At 57.0% G+C, this 23,186-nt stretch carries 18 protein-coding genes and 2 pseudogenes; 7 read left to right on the top strand and 13 right to left on the bottom strand.

What is annotated here, in order from left to right:
* Positions 1-10: 10 nt before the first annotated feature.
* A complete protein-coding gene (locus tag N8E88_RS26820; RefSeq protein ID WP_262293243.1) occupies positions 11-1,423 on the bottom strand; it encodes an ATP-binding protein in 1,413 nt (470 codons plus the stop codon).
* The gene (locus N8E88_RS26815; RefSeq protein WP_112526971.1) at positions 1,420-2,136 is read right to left on the bottom strand and encodes a response regulator; all 717 of its coding nucleotides are present in this window, start codon (positions 2,134-2,136) and stop codon (positions 1,420-1,422) included. The genes N8E88_RS26820 and N8E88_RS26815 overlap by 4 nt, the downstream gene beginning before the upstream one ends.
* A 305-nt stretch (positions 2,137-2,441) precedes the next feature.
* Between N8E88_RS26815 and N8E88_RS26810 the strand changes: the two genes are divergently transcribed.
* The 3 genes from N8E88_RS26810 to N8E88_RS26800 all read left to right on the top strand — a co-directional run bounded on the left by N8E88_RS26810 (position 2,442) and on the right by N8E88_RS26800 (position 3,549).
* Positions 2,442-2,723 (top strand): FKBP-type peptidyl-prolyl cis-trans isomerase N-terminal domain-containing protein, encoded by a 282-nt coding sequence (locus tag N8E88_RS26810; RefSeq protein ID WP_262293242.1) that lies wholly within the window; start codon positions 2,442-2,444, stop codon positions 2,721-2,723.
* Positions 2,724-2,765: 42 nt separating this feature from the next.
* A complete protein-coding gene (locus N8E88_RS26805) occupies positions 2,766-2,996 on the top strand; it encodes a hypothetical protein (RefSeq protein WP_112526967.1) in 231 nt (76 codons plus the stop codon).
* A gap of 298 nt (positions 2,997-3,294) precedes the next feature.
* On the top strand, positions 3,295-3,549 hold the full coding sequence (locus N8E88_RS26800; RefSeq protein WP_114429411.1) for a GlsB/YeaQ/YmgE family stress response membrane protein: 255 nt from the start codon (positions 3,295-3,297) through the stop codon (positions 3,547-3,549).
* 71 nt (positions 3,550-3,620) lie between these two features.
* Here the strand turns inward: N8E88_RS26800 and N8E88_RS26795 are convergent.
* Positions 3,621-6,711: pseudogene (locus N8E88_RS26795) on the bottom strand (efflux RND transporter permease subunit).
* Positions 6,708-8,081, bottom strand: a complete 1,374-nt coding sequence (locus N8E88_RS26790; RefSeq protein WP_315975264.1) for an efflux RND transporter periplasmic adaptor subunit — start codon at positions 8,079-8,081, stop codon at positions 6,708-6,710. Before N8E88_RS26790 ends, N8E88_RS26795 begins: the two are co-directional and overlap by 4 nt.
* 157 nt (positions 8,082-8,238) lie before the next feature.
* Here N8E88_RS26790 and N8E88_RS26785 point away from each other — a divergent pair, with 157 nt between their 5' ends.
* Positions 8,239-8,817: a TetR/AcrR family transcriptional regulator gene (locus tag N8E88_RS26785; RefSeq protein WP_262293241.1), complete on the top strand. Its 579-nt coding sequence runs from the start codon at positions 8,239-8,241 to the stop codon at positions 8,815-8,817.
* Here N8E88_RS26785 and tgt read toward each other — a convergent pair whose 3' ends face one another.
* The 7 genes from tgt to N8E88_RS26750 form a co-directional block, all read right to left on the bottom strand.
* A complete protein-coding gene (tgt, locus tag N8E88_RS26780) occupies positions 8,818-9,951 on the bottom strand; it encodes a tRNA guanosine(34) transglycosylase Tgt (RefSeq protein ID WP_262293240.1) in 1,134 nt (377 codons plus the stop codon). It lies immediately after the preceding gene.
* Complete coding sequence (gene queA, locus N8E88_RS26775; RefSeq protein ID WP_262293239.1) at positions 9,948-11,027, bottom strand: tRNA preQ1(34) S-adenosylmethionine ribosyltransferase-isomerase QueA; 1,080 nt, start codon at positions 11,025-11,027, stop codon at positions 9,948-9,950. The genes tgt and queA overlap by 4 nt, the downstream gene beginning before the upstream one ends.
* Before the next feature lie 12 nt (positions 11,028-11,039).
* Positions 11,040-11,549 (bottom strand): peptidylprolyl isomerase, encoded by a 510-nt coding sequence (locus N8E88_RS26770; RefSeq protein ID WP_114429408.1) that lies wholly within the window; start codon positions 11,547-11,549, stop codon positions 11,040-11,042.
* Positions 11,550-11,584: 35 nt separating this feature from the next.
* Positions 11,585-12,163, bottom strand: a complete 579-nt coding sequence (locus tag N8E88_RS26765) for a peptidylprolyl isomerase (protein ID WP_262293238.1) — start codon at positions 12,161-12,163, stop codon at positions 11,585-11,587.
* Between the two features lie 13 nt (positions 12,164-12,176).
* Positions 12,177-12,671 carry a pantetheine-phosphate adenylyltransferase gene (coaD, locus tag N8E88_RS26760; RefSeq protein WP_262293237.1) on the bottom strand — a complete coding sequence of 165 codons (495 nt, stop codon included), beginning with the start codon at positions 12,669-12,671 and terminating at the stop codon, positions 12,177-12,179.
* Positions 12,672-12,940: 269 nt separating this feature from the next.
* Positions 12,941-14,953: an acetyl-CoA carboxylase biotin carboxylase subunit gene (locus N8E88_RS26755; protein WP_262293236.1), complete on the bottom strand. Its 2,013-nt coding sequence runs from the start codon at positions 14,951-14,953 to the stop codon at positions 12,941-12,943.
* 296 nt (positions 14,954-15,249) lie between these two features.
* Positions 15,250-16,173, bottom strand: coding sequence for a DMT family transporter (locus N8E88_RS26750; protein WP_262293235.1), 924 nt, complete (start codon positions 16,171-16,173; stop codon positions 15,250-15,252).
* 526 nt (positions 16,174-16,699) lie between these two features.
* Here N8E88_RS26750 and N8E88_RS26745 point away from each other — a divergent pair.
* The 3 genes from N8E88_RS26745 to N8E88_RS26735 all read left to right on the top strand — a co-directional run bounded on the left by N8E88_RS26745 (position 16,700) and on the right by N8E88_RS26735 (position 20,106).
* On the top strand, positions 16,700-16,996 hold the full coding sequence (locus N8E88_RS26745) for a GIY-YIG nuclease family protein (RefSeq protein WP_262293234.1): 297 nt from the start codon (positions 16,700-16,702) through the stop codon (positions 16,994-16,996).
* Between the two features lie 379 nt (positions 16,997-17,375).
* Positions 17,376-19,451, top strand: a complete 2,076-nt coding sequence (gene parE / locus N8E88_RS26740) for a DNA topoisomerase IV subunit B (protein WP_262293233.1) — start codon at positions 17,376-17,378, stop codon at positions 19,449-19,451.
* A 259-nt stretch (positions 19,452-19,710) separates the two neighbouring features.
* On the top strand, positions 19,711-20,106 hold the full coding sequence (locus N8E88_RS26735) for a RidA family protein (RefSeq protein ID WP_262293232.1): 396 nt from the start codon (positions 19,711-19,713) through the stop codon (positions 20,104-20,106).
* A 373-nt stretch (positions 20,107-20,479) separates the two neighbouring features.
* Here N8E88_RS26735 and lpdA read toward each other — a convergent pair whose 3' ends face one another.
* Both lpdA and N8E88_RS26725 read right to left on the bottom strand, forming a co-directional pair.
* Positions 20,480-21,877 (bottom strand): dihydrolipoyl dehydrogenase, encoded by a 1,398-nt coding sequence (gene lpdA, locus N8E88_RS26730; RefSeq protein ID WP_262293231.1) that lies wholly within the window; start codon positions 21,875-21,877, stop codon positions 20,480-20,482.
* A gap of 3 nt (positions 21,878-21,880) precedes the next feature.
* Positions 21,881-23,183 (bottom strand): annotated as a pseudogene (locus N8E88_RS26725) (dihydrolipoamide acetyltransferase family protein).
* Between the last annotated feature and the right edge of the window lie 3 nt (positions 23,184-23,186).

The following is a 23,186-nucleotide window of genomic DNA, read 5'->3' as shown; positions in this document are numbered from 1 at the left end:
TTTCGGCGCATCAGACTGCGCGCGGAATCCGCAATTCGGCTCTTAGGCCGCCGTCTGTGTCATTCGCGAGCGTGATATCACCGCCGCTGCGTCGCGCGATATTGCGCGCGATGGTCAGGCCCAGACCAAATCCACCAGTCTGCCGGTTACGCGAGCCTTCGACCCGCCGGAACGGCTGGAACACCTCGTCGAGCTTGGCCTGTGGAATGCCCGGCCCTTCGTCACGGATTGTCAGCAAAATGTCGGCGCCACTCTGCGCGAGGCTGATATGGGCTTTTTCGCCATAGGTTACGGCGTTGTTCACGAGGTTCGTTACACAGCGCCGCAGCGCGATTGGACGCCCCATGCAGATCAACCCGCGCGACGCATGGCTGGTTTTGTCGAATGAGGCCTGCGGAAAACCATCGGCAACCGAGTCGACCAACGACCAGAAATCAATCTTCTCCTGCTCTTCATCGACGATTTCATAGGTGGCAAAATCAATGACGGATCGGGATATCGCTTCGATATCGTTCAGATCGTGGGTGAGCGATTGGCGCAACGGTGATTTCCGCAACAGTTCGAGGCGCAGGCGAATGCGGGTCAACGGCGTGCGCAGGTCGTGCGCCAGCGCGGCCGCCAGCTGCTCACGGTCGGCTACATATTCCCTCAATTGCGCCTGCATGGTGTTCACCGCTCGCGCTGCCGATTTATATTCGCTGCTGCCAAATTCGGGCAGTGGCGGCGACTTTACATCGTCGCCGATGCGCTTGACCGCTCTCTCCAGCGCTCGATATGGCGCCGTCAACCGGCGCATCGCCCAGATCGTCATTGCAATGACCACCGCCGCAACGGAGCCAAACAGAGGTACCGTCTGTGCGGTAAAGATCGGGGGCTCCGGCGCGATCGGTGTGACGAAGTTCAGCCACTGGCCATCCTTGAACTTGATCGAGGCCGCGAGCCCGTCACTCTGGCTGAAATCCTCCGCGATATCGGAAAGCTGACGCTCGACAATGCCGACATCGGGATCAGGTGCGCTGGGGTTTGTTGCAGGTCTGCTAGGTGGCCGGTTCGATGCGCGGCGAATCCGGGCGTCGGTTACTCCGAACGCTGACAATCGCGCCACCAGCACATCTTCGAGCTCGGCAAGACTATCGTCCGAAGCGATGGCCGATGTCACAGCCGGCTCGTCGGACATGGAGAGAGGGTTGGCAGTGTTCGACAAGGCGCTCGCAAGAATTGATCGCTCGGATGGCGGCGCGGCATAGAGCACCTTGACGAGCGTATAAGCGCGTTCGCTCAAGCGGAACAGTTCGAGCACATTGTTGTTTTCGGCGCGATCACGCGACACGATCGATAATGTTGCAACCTGCGTCGTCAGCAGGCTGGCAATCAGGATGAGCAGGACCCAGCTTGGCAGTGACTGGGGCAGAAACCGTTTCATTCCGCGCTGACTTCGGGAACGAATTGATAGCCGCCGCCACGGATCGTCAGGATCAACTTCGGCGAACGGGAATCGTCTTCCATCTTGCGGCGAAGGCGGCTGATCAAAATATCGATGCTGCGGTCATAACCATAGGCGGCGTTGTTGCCGACCAATTCCAGGAGCTGGTCGCGGCTCAACATGCGCTGGGCGCTTTTGACCAATGTTTCCAGAAGATTGAATTCTGCCGTCGTCAGTTCCACGCGCACTGCATCTGGAGACACAAGCCGCCGTCGCGAGCAGTCCATCGTCCAGCCGGCGAATTTGTAGACCGTCGGTTCGAGGCGCCGGTCAGGACCGGATGTATCGAGCCGGCGCAGCACTGCCCTGACCCGCGCCAGTAGCTCCCTCGGATCGAATGGCTTGGAAACATAATCATCCGCACCCATTTCGAGCCCCACCACCCGGTCGGTGGTTTCTGTGACGGCAGTCAGCATGATGATCGGGATACGCGAATGCATCCGGATATCCCTGCAAATTTCCATACCGCTTTTGCCAGGAAGCATCACATCGAGAATGAGAAGATCTATGGGCGTACGGGAAAGGACTTCCTGCATTTCCTCGCTGTCTCGTGCAACCGAGACATGCATTCCCCGCTTCTTCAAAAATTCATGCAGGAGATCGCGAATGGCTTCATCGTCGTCGACAATCAGAATATGCGCTTCAGATTTCATGCTCAATTCCTGATGGCGATCGTTTTGCGCCCAGCCATACGGCGCGGTTCAACCCGTTGTTTTTACGCACGATCCATTGTGGAAGCCATGTAATTCTTTGGATCGAACAGCAAACTCGCAACATCCAATGACTGGCGAACCGGGCAAAATTCTGTCGTTTGGTGTCTTGTTACAATGCAGAAACAAAACACCACAAAACAGAAAAACTCAGGCAACACTCACGTCCGATAAAGGCCCGTCAACTCGTGGTTGACTGGTCGAAACAGGATTTCTTCGTAACTCAAATGGCTCTTATGCGGAACATATTGACCATTTCGACAATCGTCCTGACCGGTGCGATCGTATCCATCGTACCAATAGAGCAGTCAATGGCAGCAGAGACACTCACCCGCACAGAGTTGTGCGGCAAACTCCAGCAACAAGTTCAACACGCAATGACGGAACACGCCGAGGCAAAACGGGCAGCCAAGGCGAAAGCACTTCAGAAAACGGGAACGAGATTCTGTGCAAGCAACAAGCAGGCGCAGGGGATCAGATCGTATGCCCAGGCTTTGAAGCTGCTTGGTGTGCAGCCGGTTGACGACTGACCGACTGTTTCACACAGGCCCGCATCGAAAGGAAACTGACCAATGAAAAAGTCCCTCTATACAGCTCTCGGTCTTGCCGTTGCCCTCGCTGTTTCGGCTCCGGTTATCGCTTCCAGCGCCAACGCCGCCCCTGCTGCAACAACGGCAACTACCCCGGATACGACGACGACAGTAAAAAAGGCTCACAAGCCTGTTAAGAAGGTGCACAAGATGTCCGCCAAGAAGAAGGCCGTGAAGCCTGCTGAGTCAACTGCTCCTGCTCCTGCACAATAATTTCTGCAAACAAAAGATCAGTTAGTAACAGACACTGTGCCGGTCGTGGGAAACCATAGCCGGCATAGTTTTTGATAGTGCCAAAGTCTAAATTTCATTTGCAAACTTTCGTTATTCAAATCCCCCATCCCATCGTAAAATCGACTTGGTGATTCTCTTGGCCAATGCATGGATCAAGAATCCGGGGCCGGTGGAGCATCTTACTGCGCCGTGCGTTCAAATCGGACGCACAACATTGAATGGAACATAGTCCTCTCGGGATTGTGCTCCGGCAAACCGGTTTTATGGAGAATTGGCTATGGGCGGAGAAAGCCTTCTTATTTTTCTTTTGGTGGGATTGATAGCGGGATGGCTCGCGAGCCAGCTCGTGCGCGGAGGCGGTTTTGGCCTCGTGGGTGACCTGGTGGTAGGCGTTATCGGCGCCTTTATTGCAGGATATCTCTTTCCGAGGCTCGGCATCTCGCTCGGCAGCGGCATCATAGGTGCAATCATCGCCGCGACGGTCGGAGCGGTCATTCTTCTCTTTATCCTTCGCGCCGTTAAACGGGCCTGATTTCAGTTGGTACAAAAAAAGCCTCCGAACTGACAGTTCGGAGGCTTTTTTATTTGGCTTTGAAGACCTTGCTAGGTGTGGCTCACCTGCGGAGCGGCGCCTCCCGCGTCGGGAATCCCCGTCGTTGCTTCAGCTTTTACGTCCTTCTTGGAAATGAACGTGTAGAACATCGGCACGACGAACAGGGTGAAGACTGTCCCGACAAGAATGCCGGAGAAAATCACCAGACCAATCGAATAGCGTGCTGCGGCACCGGCACCAGTGGCTGTGATGAGCGGTATGACACCGAGCGCCATGGCCGCAGTGGTCATCAGAATCGGACGAAGCCGGGTCTTCGCCGCAAGGATGATCGCGTCATGCCGCGATATACCATGCAGTTCACGCTGCTGATTGGCAAATTCCACCATCAGAATACCGTGTTTGGTAATCAGTCCCACCAGTGTGATCAGACCCACCTGCGTATAGATGTTGAGTGTGCCGAGTCCCAGGTTGAGCGGCACGATCGCACCGAAGATCGAAAGCGGTACCGACATCATGATGATAAACGGATCGCGGAAGCTTTCGAACTGCGCCGCCAGCACCAGATAGATCACCACCACGGCCAGCAGGAAGGCAATAAGGATCGTGCTTCCCTGCTCGATTTCCAGACGCGACTGGCCGGAATAATCCATGAAGAACCCATCCGGCATCAAAGGCCTAGCCGTATCGATAACCGTCTGCAACCCTTGACCGGTCGTAACACCCGGCAGCGGCAGAGCCGAAATCGTCGCCGAGTTCAGCTGATTGAACTGCTCGATGGCGGCCGGTGAAGCGTTTTCGGTGACCTTGATGACCGCCGACAACGGAACCATCTCGCCAGATGCACTCTTGACGAAATACTGACCCAGATTTTCAGGATCTCGACCTGTAGTCCTGCGGCACCTGGGGGATGATGTCGTAGCTATTGGAATCCCGATCGAATTTCGAGATCTTGCCGCCACCGACCAACAGCCCAAGTGTCTGGCCAATATCGCTTACGGGCACGCCCAACGCCGAGGCACGATCGCGATCGATCGTCACCGTCACTTGCGGTGCATTGAACGAGAGCGAGTTTTGCACGATGATGAACTGCCCCGAGGCTTGCGCCTTGTTCTTGATCTCTTCGGCAACTTCGAACACCTTGTCCGCCGGGCCTGTCGACTGGATAATGATTGAAATCGGCAGCCCACCACCGGTACCCGGCAAGTCCGGAGGCGCGAAGATGAAGGCTTCGACGCCGGCAAGCGGGCCGATCATGCCTTGCAATTCCTCTTTAAGCTGTGCTTGCGACTTGGTGCGCTCGGACCAATCCTTGAACACCCAGATGGCGAAGGCAGAATTCGTTGTGCCGAAGCCGAGGATGTTGAAGCGTGTTTTCAACTCCGGCAAATCCTTGGTCAAGGCATCGATCTGATCCGCATAGAGCTTGGTGTATTGCGACGTCGCATATTGCGGACCATTGACGATGGCAAAGAGAGCGCCCGAATCTTCTTCAGGAGCAAGTTCCGAATTGGTCTTGGTAAGGAGAAATCCGGTCAACGCGACAAGCGCGACGACTATGAACAAGGTCACGAACCGAAAGTTGAGCGAGCCCGCGACACGTCGTTCATAGGCGCTTTCAAGCCAGCCAAAACTATTGTCAACAATCCGCTGAAACCGGCTGTGCCCGCCTGCCCGCAGCAAAAGCGCGCACATCATCGGCGAGACGGTCAGAGCGGCCACACCGGAGATGATCACGGCGCCGGCAAGCGTGAACGCAAACTCACGAAACAACGAGCCAGTGAGGCCGCCGGTAAATCCGAGCGGGGCGAACACGGCGGCAAGCGTAATTGTCATTGCCACGATGGGTCCGGTGATTTCCTTCATGCCTTTCAATGCGGCATCAAGCGGTCTCAGCCCCTCCTCGATATGTCGGTGGATATTCTCCAGGACCACAATCGCATCGTCGACCACGAGACCGATGGCCAGAACCATCGCCAGAAGCGAGAGCAGGTTGATCGAATAACCGAGCATGAACAGGAAGAAGCACACGCCAATCAGCGATATCGGGATGGTTACGACCGGAATGATGACCGAACGGAAAGATCCAAGGAAGAGCAGAATCACGGCAACGACGATCAACACCGCCTCGCCGATGGTCTTGAACACCTCCTCGATCGATGAGCTGATCTGCTCCGTCGAGTCGTAAACCATGTAAAGCTGCATGCCTTCGGGCAGGGTCGCCTGAATCGAGGGCAATTCCTTGCGAACAGCAGCTGTCATATCGATGGGATTGGCAGCAGGTGTCGGGAATATCCCAAGGAACGTACCACTGGCTCCATTGAAGCTGACGATCGTGTCCTTGTTCACGGCGCCGAGCTCAACCCGCGCCACATCGCGCAGACGGATGATATTGTCGCCGTCAGATTTGATCGGCATCGCGCCAAAAGCTTCAGGCGTCTGCAACGTCGTCTTCAACGTGATAGGAGAAGCCGTGTAAAGATTTTCGATCTTGCCCGGCGCAGACAGGAAGTTCGACTGGTTGATCGCCGTCAATACTTCAGACGCCGTCGTCTTGCGGGCCGCCAGCTTGATCGGATCGATCCAAACGCGCATGGAGAATACCTGACCGCCCAGAATTTGGGCGTCGGCGACACCTTGAATGGTCGACATGCGCGGCTGGATAACGCGTTCCAGATATTCGGTGATCTGCTCGCTCGTCATGTTCGGGTTTTGCACGGCCAGATACATCGTTGCGAAGTCCTGACCGGTACCCTTGGTGATGACAGGATCGTCGGCTTCTTCCGGCAAATCCCCGCGCACCTGGTTGACCTTGGAGATTACCTCGGTCAACGCCGCATCGGGATTTGCGCCAAGCTTCATCTGTACCGTCACCGTGCTCGATGACGGAGCGGAAGAAGATGTCACGTAGTCGATGTTTTCCGTGGTGGTCACAGCCTTAGCGATCGGAGCAGAAATAAAGCCCTGCATCAGGTCGGCACTGGCGCCGGCATAGGCGGTTTTGATGGTGATAACCGTCTCTTCGACCTTGGGGTACTGGCGCACCGAAAGGTTCACAAGTCCCTGCGCGCCAAGCAGGATGATCATCAGAGCGACAACCGTCGACAGGACAGGACGGCGAATGAATATGTCTGAGAAATTCATTTTGTTGGCAGTCCTGATTCTGTTTTGCTGGCGGGGTTCACATCATTGGCGATCTTGACCGCTGCACCAGGGCTCAAACGATTCTGGCCCGCCGTAACGACAACGTCGCCCTCTTTGAGACCTTTGGTTATTTCGACGACAAGGCCGGAGCGACGTCCTGGTCTGACGAAAACCTGCGTGACGATGAGCTTTTCTTCTTTTTTCTCAGCAGAAGCTGGTTGTGTTGACGCGGTCTCGTCGGCAGGCTTTGGCGCATCCGCAGGTTTTGCTGGATCTGCCGGCTTGGTTTCATCCGGAGCAGGACGAACGACGTACACGTAATCGCCATAGAGGCTCGAAACGAGCGCCGTCTGCGGCAGTGTGAAAACATTTTCTTCCTTCGGCAGCGTCACCCGGACCTGGGAAAACTGACCTGGGCGCAATTCTCCTTCGGAATTGTCGACCTGGGCACGCACCGAAACAAGCCTTGTGGCCGGATCGATTCTGGGTTCGATCGCCGTGATCTTGCCGTCATAATTGATGTCACTATCCGTCAGGCCAAGTCTGATCGGCTGACCGATCTTGATCTGGCTGAGGACCTGCTCATTCACTGTAAAGTCCACGCGCATCGTCGTGAGATCCTGCAAGGAAACGACCACCGTGCCGATTGGCAGATATTGCCCGAGTTCAATGCGCGGGATGCCGACTGTGCCCTTGAAAGGCGCCTTCAACAGCTTCTGATCCATAACGGCCTGCAATTTGGCAATCTCGGCCTTCTTGGCCAGCGATGCAGATTGCGCCTCGTCGACGGCAGACACAGCACCAACACCTCGGGTATTGAGCGTGCGGGCACGCGCCAGAGTCTGATCCATCAGTACATCTTGTGCCCGGGCCGCAACAATATCGGCTTTCTCGATCGCATCGTCGAGCTGCAGCAGCGGTGCGTCCTTCTCGACTGTCTGGTTGGCTTTGAACGGGATGTCCTTGACGATACCGGCAACTTCGACGGAGAGCTCGACACCCTGGATCGCGCTTACCGTACCGATCGCTTCGATCTCAGGCATCCATTCACCCGGCTTGACCGTATAGGTCGAGACCGGCGCAGCTGGCTGCTGCATGGTCGCAAAGAACTGCTTGATCATCGAATCTCTGAAGAAATTGAACCAGACCAGGCCGCCGGCAACTGCTACGACAAGAATTAGAATGATCGCAGGCATCATGTAGCGCTTGATCTTGGGGAACAACGCCCAGATCAATCCAACGAAGACCAGGATGCCGATTGCCGTGGGCAATACGTAACCCTTGAACTCCGGAGCCTTTGTCCACACCAATCCACTGATCACGGCGACCAGGATTAGAACGATCAGGGGTGCAATGTAGCGCTTAATCATGGAAAGGCGGCTCCAACAAAACAATGGCCAGCAAAAGTCTGCCAGCCTGTCATATGAATTTGAATCGTGTGGACTTGATGACCACGCGCAATGTACTGTACCGTCCGGACGGTAATGTCAATACGGGCGATAAATGCCCTACATCGAAAGTGTTGGAATGGCGAGTGATACCCTATCTACGAAAGACAAGATCCTGCAAGCGGCGGCCGAAATCGCCAAGGAAGTCGGGCCTGTGCACCTGTCACTCGATGCCGTGGCGCGGCGAGCGGGTCTTTCAAAAGGGGGATTGCTCTATACGTTTCCGACCAAGGCCAAACTGCTGGAAGCACTCGTTGAACAGCACGTTTCGGAATTTGACGAATCACTGCGCAAGGAAGAGGCGGCCCGAAATCACGGCCCAAACAGCGTCGTTCTGGCGTGCATAGCCGTTTATCGGGCGGAGTTTCTTTGCAACGAACCGGAGCCTTCCGGTATTCTTGCGGCCATCGCCAACGATCCGGGATTTCTTGAGCCAATCCGGCGGTACAACAAGCAGCTACTGCAGCGCATGCGCGAGAACGCAGAAGATCCTACGCTGGCAATGATGGTATTCTTGACGATCGAGGGGCTACGCAGTCTGAAACTGTTCGAGATGGGTCTGCTCAGCAAGGAAGAACAAATCGCCGCCATCGACCGGTTGAAGAACCTGTTCGAACCGGCTGATGCTCAAACGGCAGAGGTACCCGTTACAGCGTGATCACGCAAATAGGGGTATATCGCCCTGTGCCCATGCGACTTGCGTTTCTTCCGTGAAGCCATTGAAATTGCTGGCTTCGATAGCGCCGCGAATACCCTGCATCAGTTGCTGGTAATAGGAAAGATTGTTCCACGTCAGAAGCATGGCGCCAAGCGCTTCGCCTGACTTGACCAGATGGTGCAAATAGGCGCGGCTGTAGTCGCGCGCCGCCGGACAGGACGATTCCTCGTCCAAAGGACGCGGATCATCCGCATGTCGTGCATTGCGCAGGTTGACCTTGCCGCGCCTGGTGAAGGCGAGGCCGTGGCGCCCTGCCCGCGTTGGCATCACACAATCGAACATATCGATGCCGCGCGCTACCGATTTCAGGATATCGTCAGGCGTGCCCACGCCCATGAGATAGCGCGGCTTGTCATCCGGCAGTTCCGGACAGGTGACGTCGAGCATTTCCAGCATGACGTCTTGTGGCTCTCCAACCGCGAGGCCGCCAACGGCATAGCCTTTCAGATCCATGCCCTTAAGCGCCTGCGCCGAGCGAATACGCAGATCGGCGACATCACCGCCCTGCACGATGCCGAACATGGCTTTGCCGGGCTGATTGCCAAAGGCGGTCTTGCAGCGTTCCGCCCAGCGCAGCGACAATTCCATGGCCCGCTGGATGTCTTTCGGTGTCGATGGCAGGGCCACGCATTCGTCGAGCTGCATCTGGATGTCTGAATCCAGCAGCCCTTGAATCTCGATCGAGCGTTCTGGCGTCATCTCATACGCGCGGCCATCGATATGCGAGCGAAACGTCACGCCGCTTTCTGTCAGCTTGCGCAATTGTGCCAGCGACATGACCTGAAACCCGCCGGAATCCGTCAGGATTGGCGGCTGCCAACGGGCAAATTCATGCAATCCACCAAGCTTTGCCACGCGCTCGGCGCCCGGCCTCAGCATCAGATGGTAGGTATTACCGAGGATGATATCGGCACCAAGGTCACGCACCTGGTCCATATACATGGCCTTGACTGTTCCACCGGTGCCCACCGGCATGAAGGCCGGCGTCCGCACTGTCCCGCGCGGCATTGTAATTTCGCCGCGTCGCGCTCTGCCATCCGTGGCAGTCAGTTTGAATTCGAAATTTTCGCTCATGATGCGGATCGCCATAACAGGCTTGCATCGCCATAGGAATAGAAGCGGTAGTTATTCTTGATGGCATATTCATAGGCTGCATGCATCCGCTCGAACCCGCTGAATGCCGACACCAGCATGAACAGTGTCGAGCGCGGCAGATGAAAATTCGTCATCAGCATATCGACTGCGCGGAACCGATACCCCGGAGTAATGAAAATATCCGTCGGGCCCGACCATGGCTTGATAACGCCGTCTTCGCCGGTTGCACTTTCAAGCAGGCGCAGCGATGTCGTTCCGACGGAAACGATCCTCCCGCCTCGCGCTTTTACCGCATTGAGGGCATCTGCCGTGCGTTGATCGACCGTCCCGATCTCCGCGTGCATCTTGTGATCGGCGGTATCGTCGACCTTGACGGGAAGAAAGGTGCCCGCCCCCACATGCAGCGTAACGAAATGCTCTTCGATCCCGCATTTCTTCAGATCATCCAGCAGTTCGGGTGTGAAATGCAGCCCAGCAGTGGGCGCGGCAACGGCACCTTCTTCCCGGGCGTAGACGGTCTGGTAGTCCTCTCGATCACGAACATCATCCGCACGCTTTGAAGCAATGTAGGGTGGCAGCGGAATGTGCCCGACTGCGGCAATTGCCTGATCCAGATCGGCACCGCTGAAATCGAAAACCAGCAGTGCTTCGCCGGCATCGCCTTTCTCAGTGACAGTCGCCTGCAAAGATCCAAGCAGGCAGGCATTGTTGCCGTGGCCGAAGTCGATCCGCTCCCCCGCCTTGATGCGCTTTGCCGGGCGCAGGAAGACCTTCCAGCGGTCGGGTCCAGTCCGCATGTGCAGCGTCGCACCGATTTGTGCTTTCACACCTTCGCGCTCACGAAAGCCTTCAAGTTGCGCCGGTATCACTTTGGTATCATTGAATACCAGAGCGTCGCCTGCTTTTAGAAAATCACCGAGATTGCGAACGCTGCTGTCCTCGAACTCGGAACCGTCCGCCCGCACAAGCAAAAGCCGCGCTGAATCGCGCGGCTCTGCAGGTCTCAATGCGATGCTCTCCTCGGGCAGGTCGAAATCGAAAAGATCAACTCGCATAGTGCATCAATATTATTCGGCGTCTGCGGCAACGCGCATGGAAACGATGGAGTCCGGATCCTGCACCGGCTCGCCGCGCTTGATCTTGTCGACATTGTCCATGCCTTCAATGACCTGGCCCCATACCGTGTACTGGCGGTTGAGGAATGCCGCATCGTCAAAGCAGATGAAGAACTGCGAATTGGCAGAATTCGGGCTCTGTGAACGAGCCATCGAGCAAGCGCCGCGGCCATGGTTGGCATTGGAGAATTCAGCTTTGAGGTCCGGCTTGTCCGAGCCACCCATTCCGGCGCGTCCCGGGTTGAAGGAACTTCCGCCCTGCTTGCCGAATTTGACATCGCCGGTTTGCGCCATGAAGCCATCGATTACGCGATGAAAGACGACGCCATCATAGGCGCCTTCCCGTGCGAGCTCCTTGATACGCTCCACATGTCCGGGCGCAAGGTCCGGATAAAGTTCGATAACGACATCGCCCTTTGTGGTTTCGAGAAGGATGGTGTTTTCTGGATCTTTGTAAGCCATATCCGGCAATCTCCTGATTTTATTGAATTGCGTGATTACTTGCCCGCGCCAACGGTGACCTTGAGCATCTTGTCGGGGTTTTCGACAGCGCCATTGTCTGCCTCCGAGCCCTTCTTGATCTTGTCGACGATATCCATGCCGCTCGTGACCTTGCCAACGACTGTATATTGGCCATTCAGCGAGGGGTACTCGGTGAACATTATGAAAAACTGCGAGTTTGCAGAATTTGGACTCTGGGCACGTGCCATGCCAACTGTTCCGCGCACGAAAGGTTCCTTCGAGAACTCTGCGGGCAGATCGGGCCGCGTCGAACCGCCAGTGCCTGCAGCCTGCGGATTGAAGCCTTTTTCCGTATTGCCGTACTGGACATCACCGGTCTGTGCCATGAAGCCTGGAATGACCCGGTGGAAGACGACATTGTTATAGCCGCCTTCCTTGGCGAGCGCCTTGATCTGCTCGACATGTTTCGGCGCCAGGTCGGGACGCAGCTCGACCTTGACGTCGCCGTCCTTGAGCTTGATCGTCATGGTATTGGCGTCGTCCGCACGCGCTATACTTGCGAATGACAGGGACGAGACGGCAGCAACAAGCAGTGCTGTGCGGAATACGGACATGAAAGTCTCCAGATCAGGATTTGAATTTTGTCTTGAGCGCGTCGGCCACAAGAGCGGGAACAAAATGCCGGACGTCGCCGCCCATAGCTGCAATCTGGCGAACCAATGTGGCGGTAATGGTGCGAACCGCCGGATCGGCCGGCAGGAATACCGTTTGCAGCTCTGGCGCCATCTTGCCGTTCATCCCGGCCATCTGCATCTCATAGTCGAGATCGGTACCATCACGCAAGCCGCGAACCATCAGGGACGCCCCGTATTTGCGCGCTGCGTCGATCAGCAAACCATCAAATTCGACAACGTCGATCCGCTCGCCATCCTTGCCGAAAACATCAGTCGCGACGCGCTTGATCAGATTGACGCGTTCTTCGAACGAAAACAGCGGGGCTTTGCCCGGGTGAACGCCGATCGCCACGAAAACCTTGTCCGCAAGCCGGAGCGACCCCTGCAGGACATCCATATGACCGTTGGTAATAGGATCAAATGATCCTGCATAGATCGCGATTGTCATGAGCGTGTCCTAACCGTTTTGCTGCGCGCTTTCAATGGTCGGTAATCGGCAAGGGGCAGGACCTGTTAATATGATCGAAAATGGCGCCTGAAACGGCAAAAAGATGCAAGAAGAAGCGTGAATGGCGGCAGAGACCTTTTGAGAATTCAGCCCGACGGTCAGCTGGTGTGATTTTCGAGAACCGGCGGGCAGCGGACGTATTGGTCCGTGAGCACCGGAAGCGCAGAAAGTCGCATCAGATGACCGTCGGGGTGGATTGGCAAAGGTCTCTAGATGAACTCCATGATCACCGCGTCCACAGCCAGGCTGTCGCCCTGCTTGGCGTTGATCGCCGACACTGTCAGATCGCGGTCGGCACGCAAGACATTCTCCATCTTCATCGCCTCGACGATGGCAAGCGTTTCCCCCGCCTTGACCTCCTGCCCCTCTGTCACATTGATCGACACGATCAGCCCCGGCATCGGGCATAGCAACAGCTTCGACGTATCCGGCGGTATCTTCACCGGCATCAGCTTTTCCAGCGCCGCCACGTGCTTCTGCATGGCGTGGGCGATGATCGACATGCCCCTCCAGTCGATGCGCATGCCATTGAGCACCGGGCGCAGTTGCGCCTTCACCGCCCGCTTGTCGATATAGCCGCTCCATACGGCGTCGCCGGGCTGCCAGTCGCTGCGAACGGTAACGACATCGCCGCCACGAATTGAAAGCTCGATCTTCACAGGCGGTTTGGCCACACAGTTTGCAATCGTGATCGGCACATAATCGTCCTTGATCCGCACTTCCCATTCGGTGCGCATCTTGCCCGTATGCGGCCGCAAACGATCCGACAATCGATCCAGCCGCTCCTTGCGCACCAGTTCGACTGCCAGCGCGACCGCCGCCAATATATCCAGATCGTCCGGTGACGGCGAAATCGGCTTGAACCCATCGGGAAATTCCTCGGCGATGAAGGCGGTCGAAAGCCTGCCCTCGCGCCAGCGCGTGTGCTGCATCAGCGCGGCGAGAAACGGGATGTTGTGCGCGATACCGTCGACGACGAACGTATCCAGCGCGTCCGCCATCGCATCGATGGCTTCGAGCCTCGTCGGTGCCCAGGTGCAGAGCTTGGCGACCATCGGGTCGTAGAACATCGAGATTTCCGAGCCCTCGGTCACGCCCGTGTCGTTGCGGATGATCGCCTTGCCCACCGGCCCCTCCGCCGGCGGGCGATAGCGCGTCAGCCGTCCGATCGACGGCAGGAAGTTGCGATACGGGTCTTCCGCGTAGAGCCGGCTTTCGACAGCCCAGCCATTGAGCTTCACATCGGCCTGCTTGATCGCCAGCTTTTCGCCAGCGGCAATGCGGATCATCTGCTCGACCAGATCGATCCCGGTGATCAGTTCGGTCACCGGGTGTTCCACCTGCAGCCGCGTATTCATCTCGAGGAAATAGAAATTGCGGTCCTTGTCGACGATGAACTCCACCGTTCCGGCACTCTGGTAGTCCACCGCCTTGGCCAGCGCCACCGCCTGCTCGCCCATGGCCTTGCGCGTCGCCTCGTCCAGAAAGGGTGACGGCGCTTCCTCCACCACCTTCTGGTTGCGTCGCTGTACCGAACATTCGCGCTCGCCCAGATAGATGGAGTTGCCGAAAGCATCGGCCAGCACCTGAATTTCGATATGGCGCGGGTCGACGATGAACTTCTCGATGAAAACCCGCTCATCACCGAAGGAATTGCGCGCTTCGGAGGTCGCACGCTCGAAACCGTCGCGCACTTCCGATTTGTTCCAGGCGATGCGCATGCCCTTGCCGCCGCCGCCTGCTGAAGCCTTGATCATCACCGGGTAGCCGATCTCGCCGGCGATCCGCTCCGCATGGGCCGGGTCGGTGATGACGTCGAGAAAGCCCGGAACAGTGCTCACCTTGGCCGCGTTGGCGAATTTTTTCGATTCGATCTTGTCGCCCATGGCGATGATCGCCTTGGGCTTCGGCCCGACGAAGATGATGCCCTGCTCTTCCAGCGCCTCGCAAAAGGAAGCCCGCTCGGAGAGAAACCCGTAGCCGGGGTGAACGGCTTCCGCGCCGGTCTCCTTGCATGCGGCGATGATCTTGTCCGCCACCAGATAGCTTTCGGCAGCAGCAGCCGGCCCGATATGCACTGCCTCGTCGGCCATCTCCACATGCACAGCATCGCGATCCGCATCGGAATAAACCGCAACCGTGGCAATCCCCATCCTGCGCGCAGTTTTAATGACCCGGCAGGCAATCTCGCCACGGTTGGCAATCAGTATCTTTTTGAACACGCGATGATCTCCTGCCCCTGGTCAAATAGATTGAGGGGATGAGTGAACGAGCTGGCAGAATGCATTGTGCGTGGTTCGACGGGGCTCACCATGAGGGGGACACGTGGATTGCAATGACAATCACCAGCGTTGCAGCTCCTGGCTCCCTGCAATCAACCCACTACCCTCATGGTGAGCCCCGTCGAACCACGCACAATGGTGTTGCCCGATCGAAAACAGTTTTCTCACCTCCCGAAATATGCCTTTGTTTCTATTGCCAAAGCTCGTTTCGCTCAACTGTTAAAAATCTGTAGTTCCTAGTTATACGCAGGCTCGCTCGCTTTGCGTTTGCCCTCTCGCCAGATCAGATAGGCGCCGGAAGCGACGATGATGGCGATTCCCAGCCACTTCGATGCGGTAGGGAATTCGTTGAAGACAAAGAGCCCGATGAGCACTGCCATGACGATTTCGAGATATTGAAACGGCGCCAGCAGCGAGGCGGGGGCAAGGCGCGAGGCGTTGGTGATCAGCTGGTGTCCGGTTGTCGCAATGACGCCCATTGCGAAGAGCAAAGACCACGACAGGGCATTGGCGGGAAGTCCGAATGTCATATCGCTGACCTCGAAGGCTGCGCCGAAGAACAGCGCGACGAGAGTCGTCAGCGTACCGCCTACTCCCGCATATAACTGCATGACAAGCGTTGTGTCGGCGGTGCCATACCGTCGGTTCAGGATAAGATAGAAGGCAAAGGATGCTGCCGTGCCCAGAGGCAAAAGCGAAACCCAGCCGAAGAGTTCCCAGCTGGGCTGAATAACGATCAGTGTGCCGATGAACCCGATGGCGACGGCCATCCACCTGCGCCAGCCGACATGTTCCTTCAGCAGGATTGCCGAAAGGGTCGTCAGCATCAACGGTTCAACGAAGAACACGGCTATGGCGTCCGCCAACGGCATGTATTTGATCGCCGCATAGAAACAGAGCCCTCCGACACCCATGAGAACGCCGCGAAACAGATTACCCCATAGCTTGACGGGCCTTAAGGATTTGACCCCGGTCATGGCAATGATGATCATCGCGGCAAGCATGGCCTGAAATCCAAAACGGAAGAGCGTTACGGTTGCCGGCGAGACGCTGTCCACCGTCGAAAGCCATTTGGCAATGGCGTCCATCACGGGCAGGAAGAACATGGCCGCCGCCATCATCGACACACCCTGCACCTGCTGTGCGGTTGTATTTTCCATGCTCATCATTCCTCTGGACGCCGCGGCGACGTGGCTTGCTGGAATATCGCTCCCGCCATGGTTCGACAAGCTCACCATGAGGGAGGTGGGTTGATTGCAGGGGAGCTTGAAGCTGGGATGGCTCAAACGTTGGTGATTAACTGGGATGGCTCCAACGTTGGTGATTAACTGGGATGGCTCAAACGTTGGTGATTAACGTTGCAATACTCTACCTCCCTCATGGTGAGCTTGTCGAACCACGCACATGGCGGTTTTGCCAAGGTACTCTCCACGTCCACAATGAACCTCAAAGACAAGCTCACCATGAGGGAGGTGTGTTGATTGCGGGGGAGTTTGAAACGCTGGGATTGCTCAACAGTTGTCGACAGCCAAACGTTGGTGATTGTTATTGCAATACCCTACCTCCCTCATGGTGAGCTTGTCGAACCACGCACATGGAATCGATGCAATTGCGTTGTTCAAACTTTGGTTGAATTGCCCGAACTGACTATCGTTTCTACGGTGTCGCAGGTTGGGCGAGGTCCTTATGGAAGTAACCGTTTATATTCTTCGTTGTGCGGATGGTTCATATTACACAGGACTCACGAAGCAGGAAGTCGAAGGCCGGGTGTGGGAGCACAACGCGGCGATCTACAATGGTTACACACGCTCGCGGCTTCCTGTTGAACTTGTTTTTACCGAGACCTACGATCGCATTTTGGATGCGATCGCGCGCGAACGGCAAATCAAAGGATGGTCGCGTGTGAAGAAGCAAGCACTTATTGCCATGAACTATGAAGGACTTCCCGAGCTCTCCAGGAATCGCTCAAAGCGCTCAGAATAATTTGTATAGTTACTGGGTGGTAGGCTTGGCAAAACCGCCATGTGCGTGGTTCGACAAGCTCACCATGAGGGAGGTGGGTTGATTGCAGGGGAGCTTGAATGCTGGGATGGCTCAAACGTTGGTGATTAATCTTGCAGCACTCAACCTCCCTCATCGTGAGCTTGTCGAACGACGAACCACGCACATGGCGGTTTTGCCACGTTTTACTCTCCACGATGCTTTGCGTCAGTTTTTCAGCCACACTTGAATGTAAGCGCTCGGGCGTATAGTTCTGTGGGTGAACACCGGAACAGACAGCGAACTCCCATCGCGTTTCGCCATGAAGCGTGCAAATATCAAGGGTGATTCAGAATCTCTATGAAGTTGGCCGAACAAGACCATGGATGACAATAACGACCTCTTTTCAGCGATCGTAAAAACCGCGCGCGAGCGGCAGGCGGCGAGCGAACCCGCACGTTCTGATCAAGTTGCCAAGCCTGCCCCCGCCCTGCCTGTCAAATCCGCGCGCACCGCGCCCGAAGCCAGCGGCAATTACAATGCCGCCGATATCGAGGTTCTGGAAGGGCTGGAGCCGGTTCGCCGCCGTCCGGGCATGTATATTGGTGGCACGGACGAGCGCGCGCTGCATCATCTGTTCGCTGAAGTCATCGATAATTCCATGGACGAGGCCGTTGCCGGTCACGCCAATTTCATCGATATCGATCTCGACGAAAACGGCTATCTGTCGGTCACGGACAATGGTCGCGGCATGCCGGTCGATCCGCATCCGAAATTCAAGGACAAATCCGCGCTCGAAGTCATCATGACGATGCTGCACGCCGGCGGCAAGTTCGACTCCAAAGTCTACGAAACCTCCGGCGGCCTGCATGGCGTCGGTGTTTCGGTCGTCAACGCGCTCTCGGACCACGTTGAAGTCGAGGTCGCGCGCAACCGCCGCCTTTATCGCCAGCGCTTTTCGCGCGGCAAGGCGCTTGGACCGCTTGAAGAAGTCGGCGAAGTGCAGAACCGGCGCGGAACGCGTGTGACCTTCCATCCCGATGCCGAGATCTTCGGTCAGGGCGCCAAGTTCGACCCCGCGCGGCTTTACAAGATGGCGCGCTCGAAAGCCTATCTCTTCGGTGGCGTCGAAATCCGGTGGAATTGCGCGCCGTCGCTGCTCGATCCGAAGGATCCGACGCCGGACAAGGCCGTCTTCCATTTCCCGGGCGGCCTCAAGGATTATCTCGGCGCCTCGCTCGGCAAGGATTTTCAGATCACGCGCGAAATGTTTGCAGGAAAGACGGAGAAAACCAGCGGCCATGGCGCCATGGAATGGGCTGTCGCCTGGTATGGCGGCGATGGTTTCGTCAATTCCTATTGCAATACCATTCCGACAGGCGAAGGCGGCACCCATGAAGCGGGGCTGCGCATCGCGCTCACCCGCGGCCTCAAGGCCTATGCGGAACTCACCGGCAACAAGCGCGCCTCGATCATCACCACCGATGACGTCATGATCTCCGCTGCCGCCATGCTTTCGGTGTTCATCCGCGAGCCGGAGTTCGTTGGCCAGACCAAGGACAAGCTGGCGACGGTCGAAGCACAGCGCATCGTTGAAAATGTCATTCGCGATCCATTCGATCATTGGCTCGCCGCCTCGCCGCAGGAAGCATCGAAGTTGCTCGACTGGGTGGTGGACCGGGCTGAAGAGCGCGTCAAACGCCGCCAGGAAAAAGAGGTCAATCGCAAATCCGCCGTCAAGAAGCTGCGCCTGCCGGGCAAGCTTGCCGATTGCAGCCAGACCGGGGCGCTGGGCGCCGAGCTCTTCATCGTGGAGGGCGACAGCGCTGGCGGTTCGGCCAAACAGGCGCGCGATCGCGCCACACAGGCTGTGCTGCCGCTGCGCGGCAAGATTTTGAATGTGGTCAGTGCCGGACGCGAAAAGATGACGGCCAACCAGCAGATCGGCGATCTCATCCTGGCGCTCGGTTGCGGCACCCGCTCGAAATACCGCGACGAGGATTTGCGCTACGACCGCATCATCATCATGACCGACGCCGACGTCGATGGCGCGCATATCGCATCGCTGCTCATCACCTTCTTCTACCAGGAAATGCCCGAGCTGATCCGCAACGGCCACCTCTTCCTTGGTGTACCGCCACTCTACCGTCTCGCGCAGGGCGGCAAGGTCGCCTATGCCCGCAACGATGCCCATAAGGACGAGCTCCTGAAGACGCTGTTTACCGGCAAGGGCAAGGTTGAGATCGGCCGGTTCAAGGGCCTTGGCGAAATGCGCGCCGACCAGCTCAAGGAAACCACGATGGACCGCAAGAAGCGCACCCTGCTGCGTGTCCAGATCGACGAGGAATGGGCCAACGAAACCAAGCTTGCCGTGGACGATCTGATGGGCACCCGCCCCGACGCGCGCTTCCGCTTCATCCAGGATCGCGCCGCGTTCGTTGAGGAACTGGATATTTAGGGCTTCTGCCTCAACTTGCGTCGCTCGACTAGCTTACTATGCGTGCCGCGCATTGCACGGCTTTCAAAACACCCCTCCCTGTCGCTTCGCTCTGTCCCTCCCCACAAGGGGGAGGGTAATGGTGCCATGTCTTGTAGAGTAATGGTTTAATTTGGACAGAGGCGAAGGCCTGCTAGGGTCTTGTCCTCCCCCTTGTGGGGAGGGAGGCTGCGTAGCAGCAGGGAGGGGGGTTTTTTTCGAACAACGCGAGGACAAAACCATGACATTGAAATGTATCAATCCTGACGGCATCTCCACCCCGCAGACCTACAGCCATGTGATCGTTGCTACGGGCAGCCGAATGATTTTTATCGCTGGACAGGTGGCTGAAGACAGCCAGGGCAACCTTGTCGGTCGCGGCGATATGACGGCTCAGGCCCGTCAGGTGTTTGCAAACATCGGCAGGGCGCTTGCCGCTGCGGGCGCGGAGCCTCGACAGGTTACGAAGCTGACAATCTTGGTCGCCAATTATCAGCGCGAGCACTTGGCCATGATCGAAGAAGGACGCATTTCCTTGTTCAACGATCACAAGCCAACCGACACGCTGGTCGGCGTAGCGGCGTTGACCGACCCCGATTATATGCTGGAAGTTGACGCAGTGGCGGTATTAGAGTGATATACATCAAAAGTATTAGTCCTTGAAGTATGGCTCCAACAGGAGTACATCATAAAGACTAGGCGCGGCTCCTCCTCCCCGAATTTTGGCGCGCGCCTGGTTCCCCCCATTAAGCCGGACGCAAGTCCGGCTATTTTTTAGACCCGAAGCACCCCGAGAATTAATTGAACGATCGTTCAATTAATTCTGCGGCGAGATGCCTTCTTCCGGGCGTTTTTTCGGCATTTCGGCCCCATGAACCGCCATTCCAAAACTTTTTTGATGCAAGTTGGAGTCATTCCTGCGCAGGGACTCCCGATTCTGATGCAAGAATCCGCGAAACTGGCGCAGGATTTTCAACCTGGAGCTTCAATCTGATTGCGTTGAGTTGCGCTCAAATATGCAGCGCGTGTCCCAGCGCCTTGAGGGCGGCTTCCTGAAAACCTTCGCTCTGCGTCGGGTGGGCGTGGATCGTCCCGGCGATATCCTCCAGTCGCGCACCCATCTCCAGGGCAAGGGCAAAGGAGGCCGAGAGCTCCGATACGCCCTGCCCGACCGCCTGGATTCCGAGGATAAGATGGTTGCCGGCAGCGGCGACGACGCGGACGAATCCCTCCTCGCCCTCCTGTGTCATGGCGCGGCCATTGGCGGCGAAGGGAAACAGGCCGATCTTGATTTCGTGGCCGGCTTGCTTCGCCTCTTCGGGAGAAAAGCCAACAGAAACAATCTCGGGATCGGTAAAACACACCGCGGCAATGGCGCGTTTGTCCCAGCTGCGGTTCTCGCCGGCAATGATTTCCGCCACCATTTCGCCCTGCGCCATGGCACGGTGTGCGAGCATGGGTTCGCCTGTCACGTCGCCGATGGCATAAACGCCCCGCATCGAGGTGCGGCACTTATCATCGATTCTGACGAACTTTCCGTCCATGTCGAGGTCGATTTCCTCAAGACCCCAGCCGGTCGTCACCGGCTTGCGGCCGACGGTCACCAGCACTTTGTCAGCCGGGATTCTTTCATCCTGGTCGTCCACGGTTTCGATCAGCAGCGCATCGCCCTTGGTGCTCATGCCCTTGGCCTTGGCTCCGGTTAGTATCGTCATACCTAACTCATTGATATGCTTGACGATTGGCCGGGTCAGCTCCGCATCGTATTGCGGCAGTATCTTGGGCAAGGCCTCGACAACCGTCACTTTGGAGCCGAGTTTGGCAAAGGCTGTCCCGAGTTCAAGACCGATATAACCGCCTCCGACAACGACCAGGTTCTCCGGGATTTTATTCAGAGCCAGCGCCTCGGTCGAAGAAATGACATTGCCGCCAAACGGCAGCGACGGAATCTCGACAGGAGCCGAACCCGTTGCAATCACTACGTTTTCTGCCCTGATGATCTGCTGGCCCGTCAGTGTTTCGACCTCCACGGTCTTGCCATCGCGGAATTTCGCCTTGCCGGTGACGATCTTGACATTGGCCTTCTTGAGCAGTCCGGCAACGCCATTGTTCAGTCGGCTGACGATCCCGTCTTTCCAGGCGATAGTCTTTGAAAAGTCGATCGCCGGTTCACCCACGGAAATACCGAGAGGTGTCCGATTGGCGGCGAAATGTGCAACCTTTTCAAACTCTTGCGCGGCATGGATCAGTGCTTTGGACGGAATGCACCCGACCATCAGGCAGGTGCCGCCAACCTTTGCCGCTTCGACAATCACCGTATCGACATTCAGCTGACCAGCCCGAATGGCGCAGATATAGCCGCCGGGACCCGCGCCGATGACCAGCAGTTTGCAGGAAATATCCTTCATCGCTCAACCTTCCACAAAAATCAGCGCCGGCGTTTCAAGCAGCGTCTTGATCTCGCTGAATGAAAACAGCAGCATCCCAGCCGTCGATAACGCGATGGTCGAAACTCGAGGACAGGTTCATCATCTTGCGGGGGATAAAGTTCGTTCCGTCCCACATCGGCCGTGTCATGATCTTGTTGACGCCGATGATCGCAACCTCAGGGTAATTGATCACCGGCGTCGTTACCACCCCGCCCATGCTGCCGAGCGACGTGATCGTGATCGTCGATCCGCTCAACTGTTCGCGCGTTGCCGTACCGGTTTTGGCCGCATCTGCCAGCAAATTGACCTCTGCGGCGCAATCCCAGAGCGTACGCGCCTCGGCGTGCTTGACCACTGGAACCACCAAGCCGTTCGGCGTTTGCGCCGCTATGCCGATGTGAACGCCGCCATGCTGATGGATAACATTGGCTTCGTCGTCGTAAAGCGCATTGAGTTGCGGCTGATCGGCAATTGCCCGCACCATCGCCCGCATCAGAAAAGGCAAAATGGTCAGTTTTGACTGCTCGGCGCGCTTGTTGGCATTGAGTGTTGCGCGCAATTCCTCCAGGGAGGTGACATCGATTTCCTCGACATAGGTGATGTGCGGAATGTGCGATTTGGCGATCGCCATCTTCTCCGCGATCTTGCGGCGCAAGCCTACAACCTTGATTTCCTTGACGGAATTGTCGGGAGCAAGTGCCGTGGCACCGGGCTTTTGCGAACCGCGCGCGAAGAAGGCTTCGAGATCTTCATGGCTAATGCGCCCGGCCGGGCCCGTGCCGCTGACCTGACGAAGGTCCACGCCTGCCTCCTTTGCGCGCAACCGAACGGCCGGAGACGCAAGCGGCTTCTCGCCTTCATCGCGCGGCGCGTTGGCGCTAAAAGGACTTGTTACAACCGGCGTTTTTGGCGCTGTAAGAGCTGCTATTGGCTTTGGTTTTTCGGCTGGAGCTTTTGGCACTTCGGCCTTTTTCTCCGCCTCTGCTGCTGGTGCCTCGGCCTTCACCGGTTTGGCTGGCACGGCCTCGACCACGTGGCCTTCACCTTCAATCTTCAAGCGGACCAGCGGCGAACCGATCGCAAGGATCTGACCAATCTCGCCGCCGAGCCAGATGATCTCGCCGTCCACTGGCGACGGAATCTCGACCGTTGCCTTGTCGGTCATCACAGCGGCAAGCACCGTGTCCTCGCGCACCAGATCGCCAATTTTCACATTCCATTCAACGAGTTCAGCTTCCGCAACGCCTTCACCGACATCCGGCAGCTTGATGATATACTCACCCATAGC

Source organism: Phyllobacterium zundukense, from assembly GCF_025452195.1.
Lineage (GTDB): Bacteria > Pseudomonadota > Alphaproteobacteria > Rhizobiales > Rhizobiaceae > Phyllobacterium > Phyllobacterium zundukense_A.
The sequence above is the reverse complement of the archived record's forward strand: the minus strand, read 5'-3'. Positions and strand labels throughout refer to the sequence as shown.

Coding starts and splice junctions, on each gene's coding strand:
- queA (WP_262293239.1), bottom strand. CDS start 11,027: ATGCGAGTTGATCTTTTCGATTTCGACCTGCCCGAGGAGAGCATCGCA.
- N8E88_RS26735 (WP_262293232.1), top strand. CDS start 19,711: ATGACATTGAAATGTATCAATCCTGACGGCATCTCCACCCCGCAGACC.
- N8E88_RS26770 (WP_114429408.1), bottom strand. CDS start 11,549: ATGGCTTACAAAGATCCAGAAAACACCATCCTTCTCGAAACCACAAAG.
- N8E88_RS26790 (WP_315975264.1), bottom strand. CDS start 8,081: ATGATTAAGCGCTACATTGCACCCCTGATCGTTCTAATCCTGGTCGCC.
- N8E88_RS26765 (WP_262293238.1), bottom strand. CDS start 12,163: ATGTCCGTATTCCGCACAGCACTGCTTGTTGCTGCCGTCTCGTCCCTG.
- coaD (WP_262293237.1), bottom strand. CDS start 12,671: ATGACAATCGCGATCTATGCAGGATCATTTGATCCTATTACCAACGGT.
- tgt (WP_262293240.1), bottom strand. CDS start 9,951: ATGAGCGAAAATTTCGAATTCAAACTGACTGCCACGGATGGCAGAGCG.
- lpdA (WP_262293231.1), bottom strand. CDS start 21,877: ATGAAGGATATTTCCTGCAAACTGCTGGTCATCGGCGCGGGTCCCGGC.
- parE (WP_262293233.1), top strand. CDS start 17,376: ATGGATGACAATAACGACCTCTTTTCAGCGATCGTAAAAACCGCGCGC.
- N8E88_RS26800 (WP_114429411.1), top strand. CDS start 3,295: ATGGGCGGAGAAAGCCTTCTTATTTTTCTTTTGGTGGGATTGATAGCG.
- N8E88_RS26750 (WP_262293235.1), bottom strand. CDS start 16,173: ATGGAAAATACAACCGCACAGCAGGTGCAGGGTGTGTCGATGATGGCG.
- N8E88_RS26785 (WP_262293241.1), top strand. CDS start 8,239: ATGGCGAGTGATACCCTATCTACGAAAGACAAGATCCTGCAAGCGGCG.
- N8E88_RS26805 (WP_112526967.1), top strand. CDS start 2,766: ATGAAAAAGTCCCTCTATACAGCTCTCGGTCTTGCCGTTGCCCTCGCT.
- N8E88_RS26820 (WP_262293243.1), bottom strand. CDS start 1,423: ATGAAACGGTTTCTGCCCCAGTCACTGCCAAGCTGGGTCCTGCTCATC.
- N8E88_RS26815 (WP_112526971.1), bottom strand. CDS start 2,136: ATGAAATCTGAAGCGCATATTCTGATTGTCGACGACGATGAAGCCATT.
- N8E88_RS26745 (WP_262293234.1), top strand. CDS start 16,700: ATGGAAGTAACCGTTTATATTCTTCGTTGTGCGGATGGTTCATATTAC.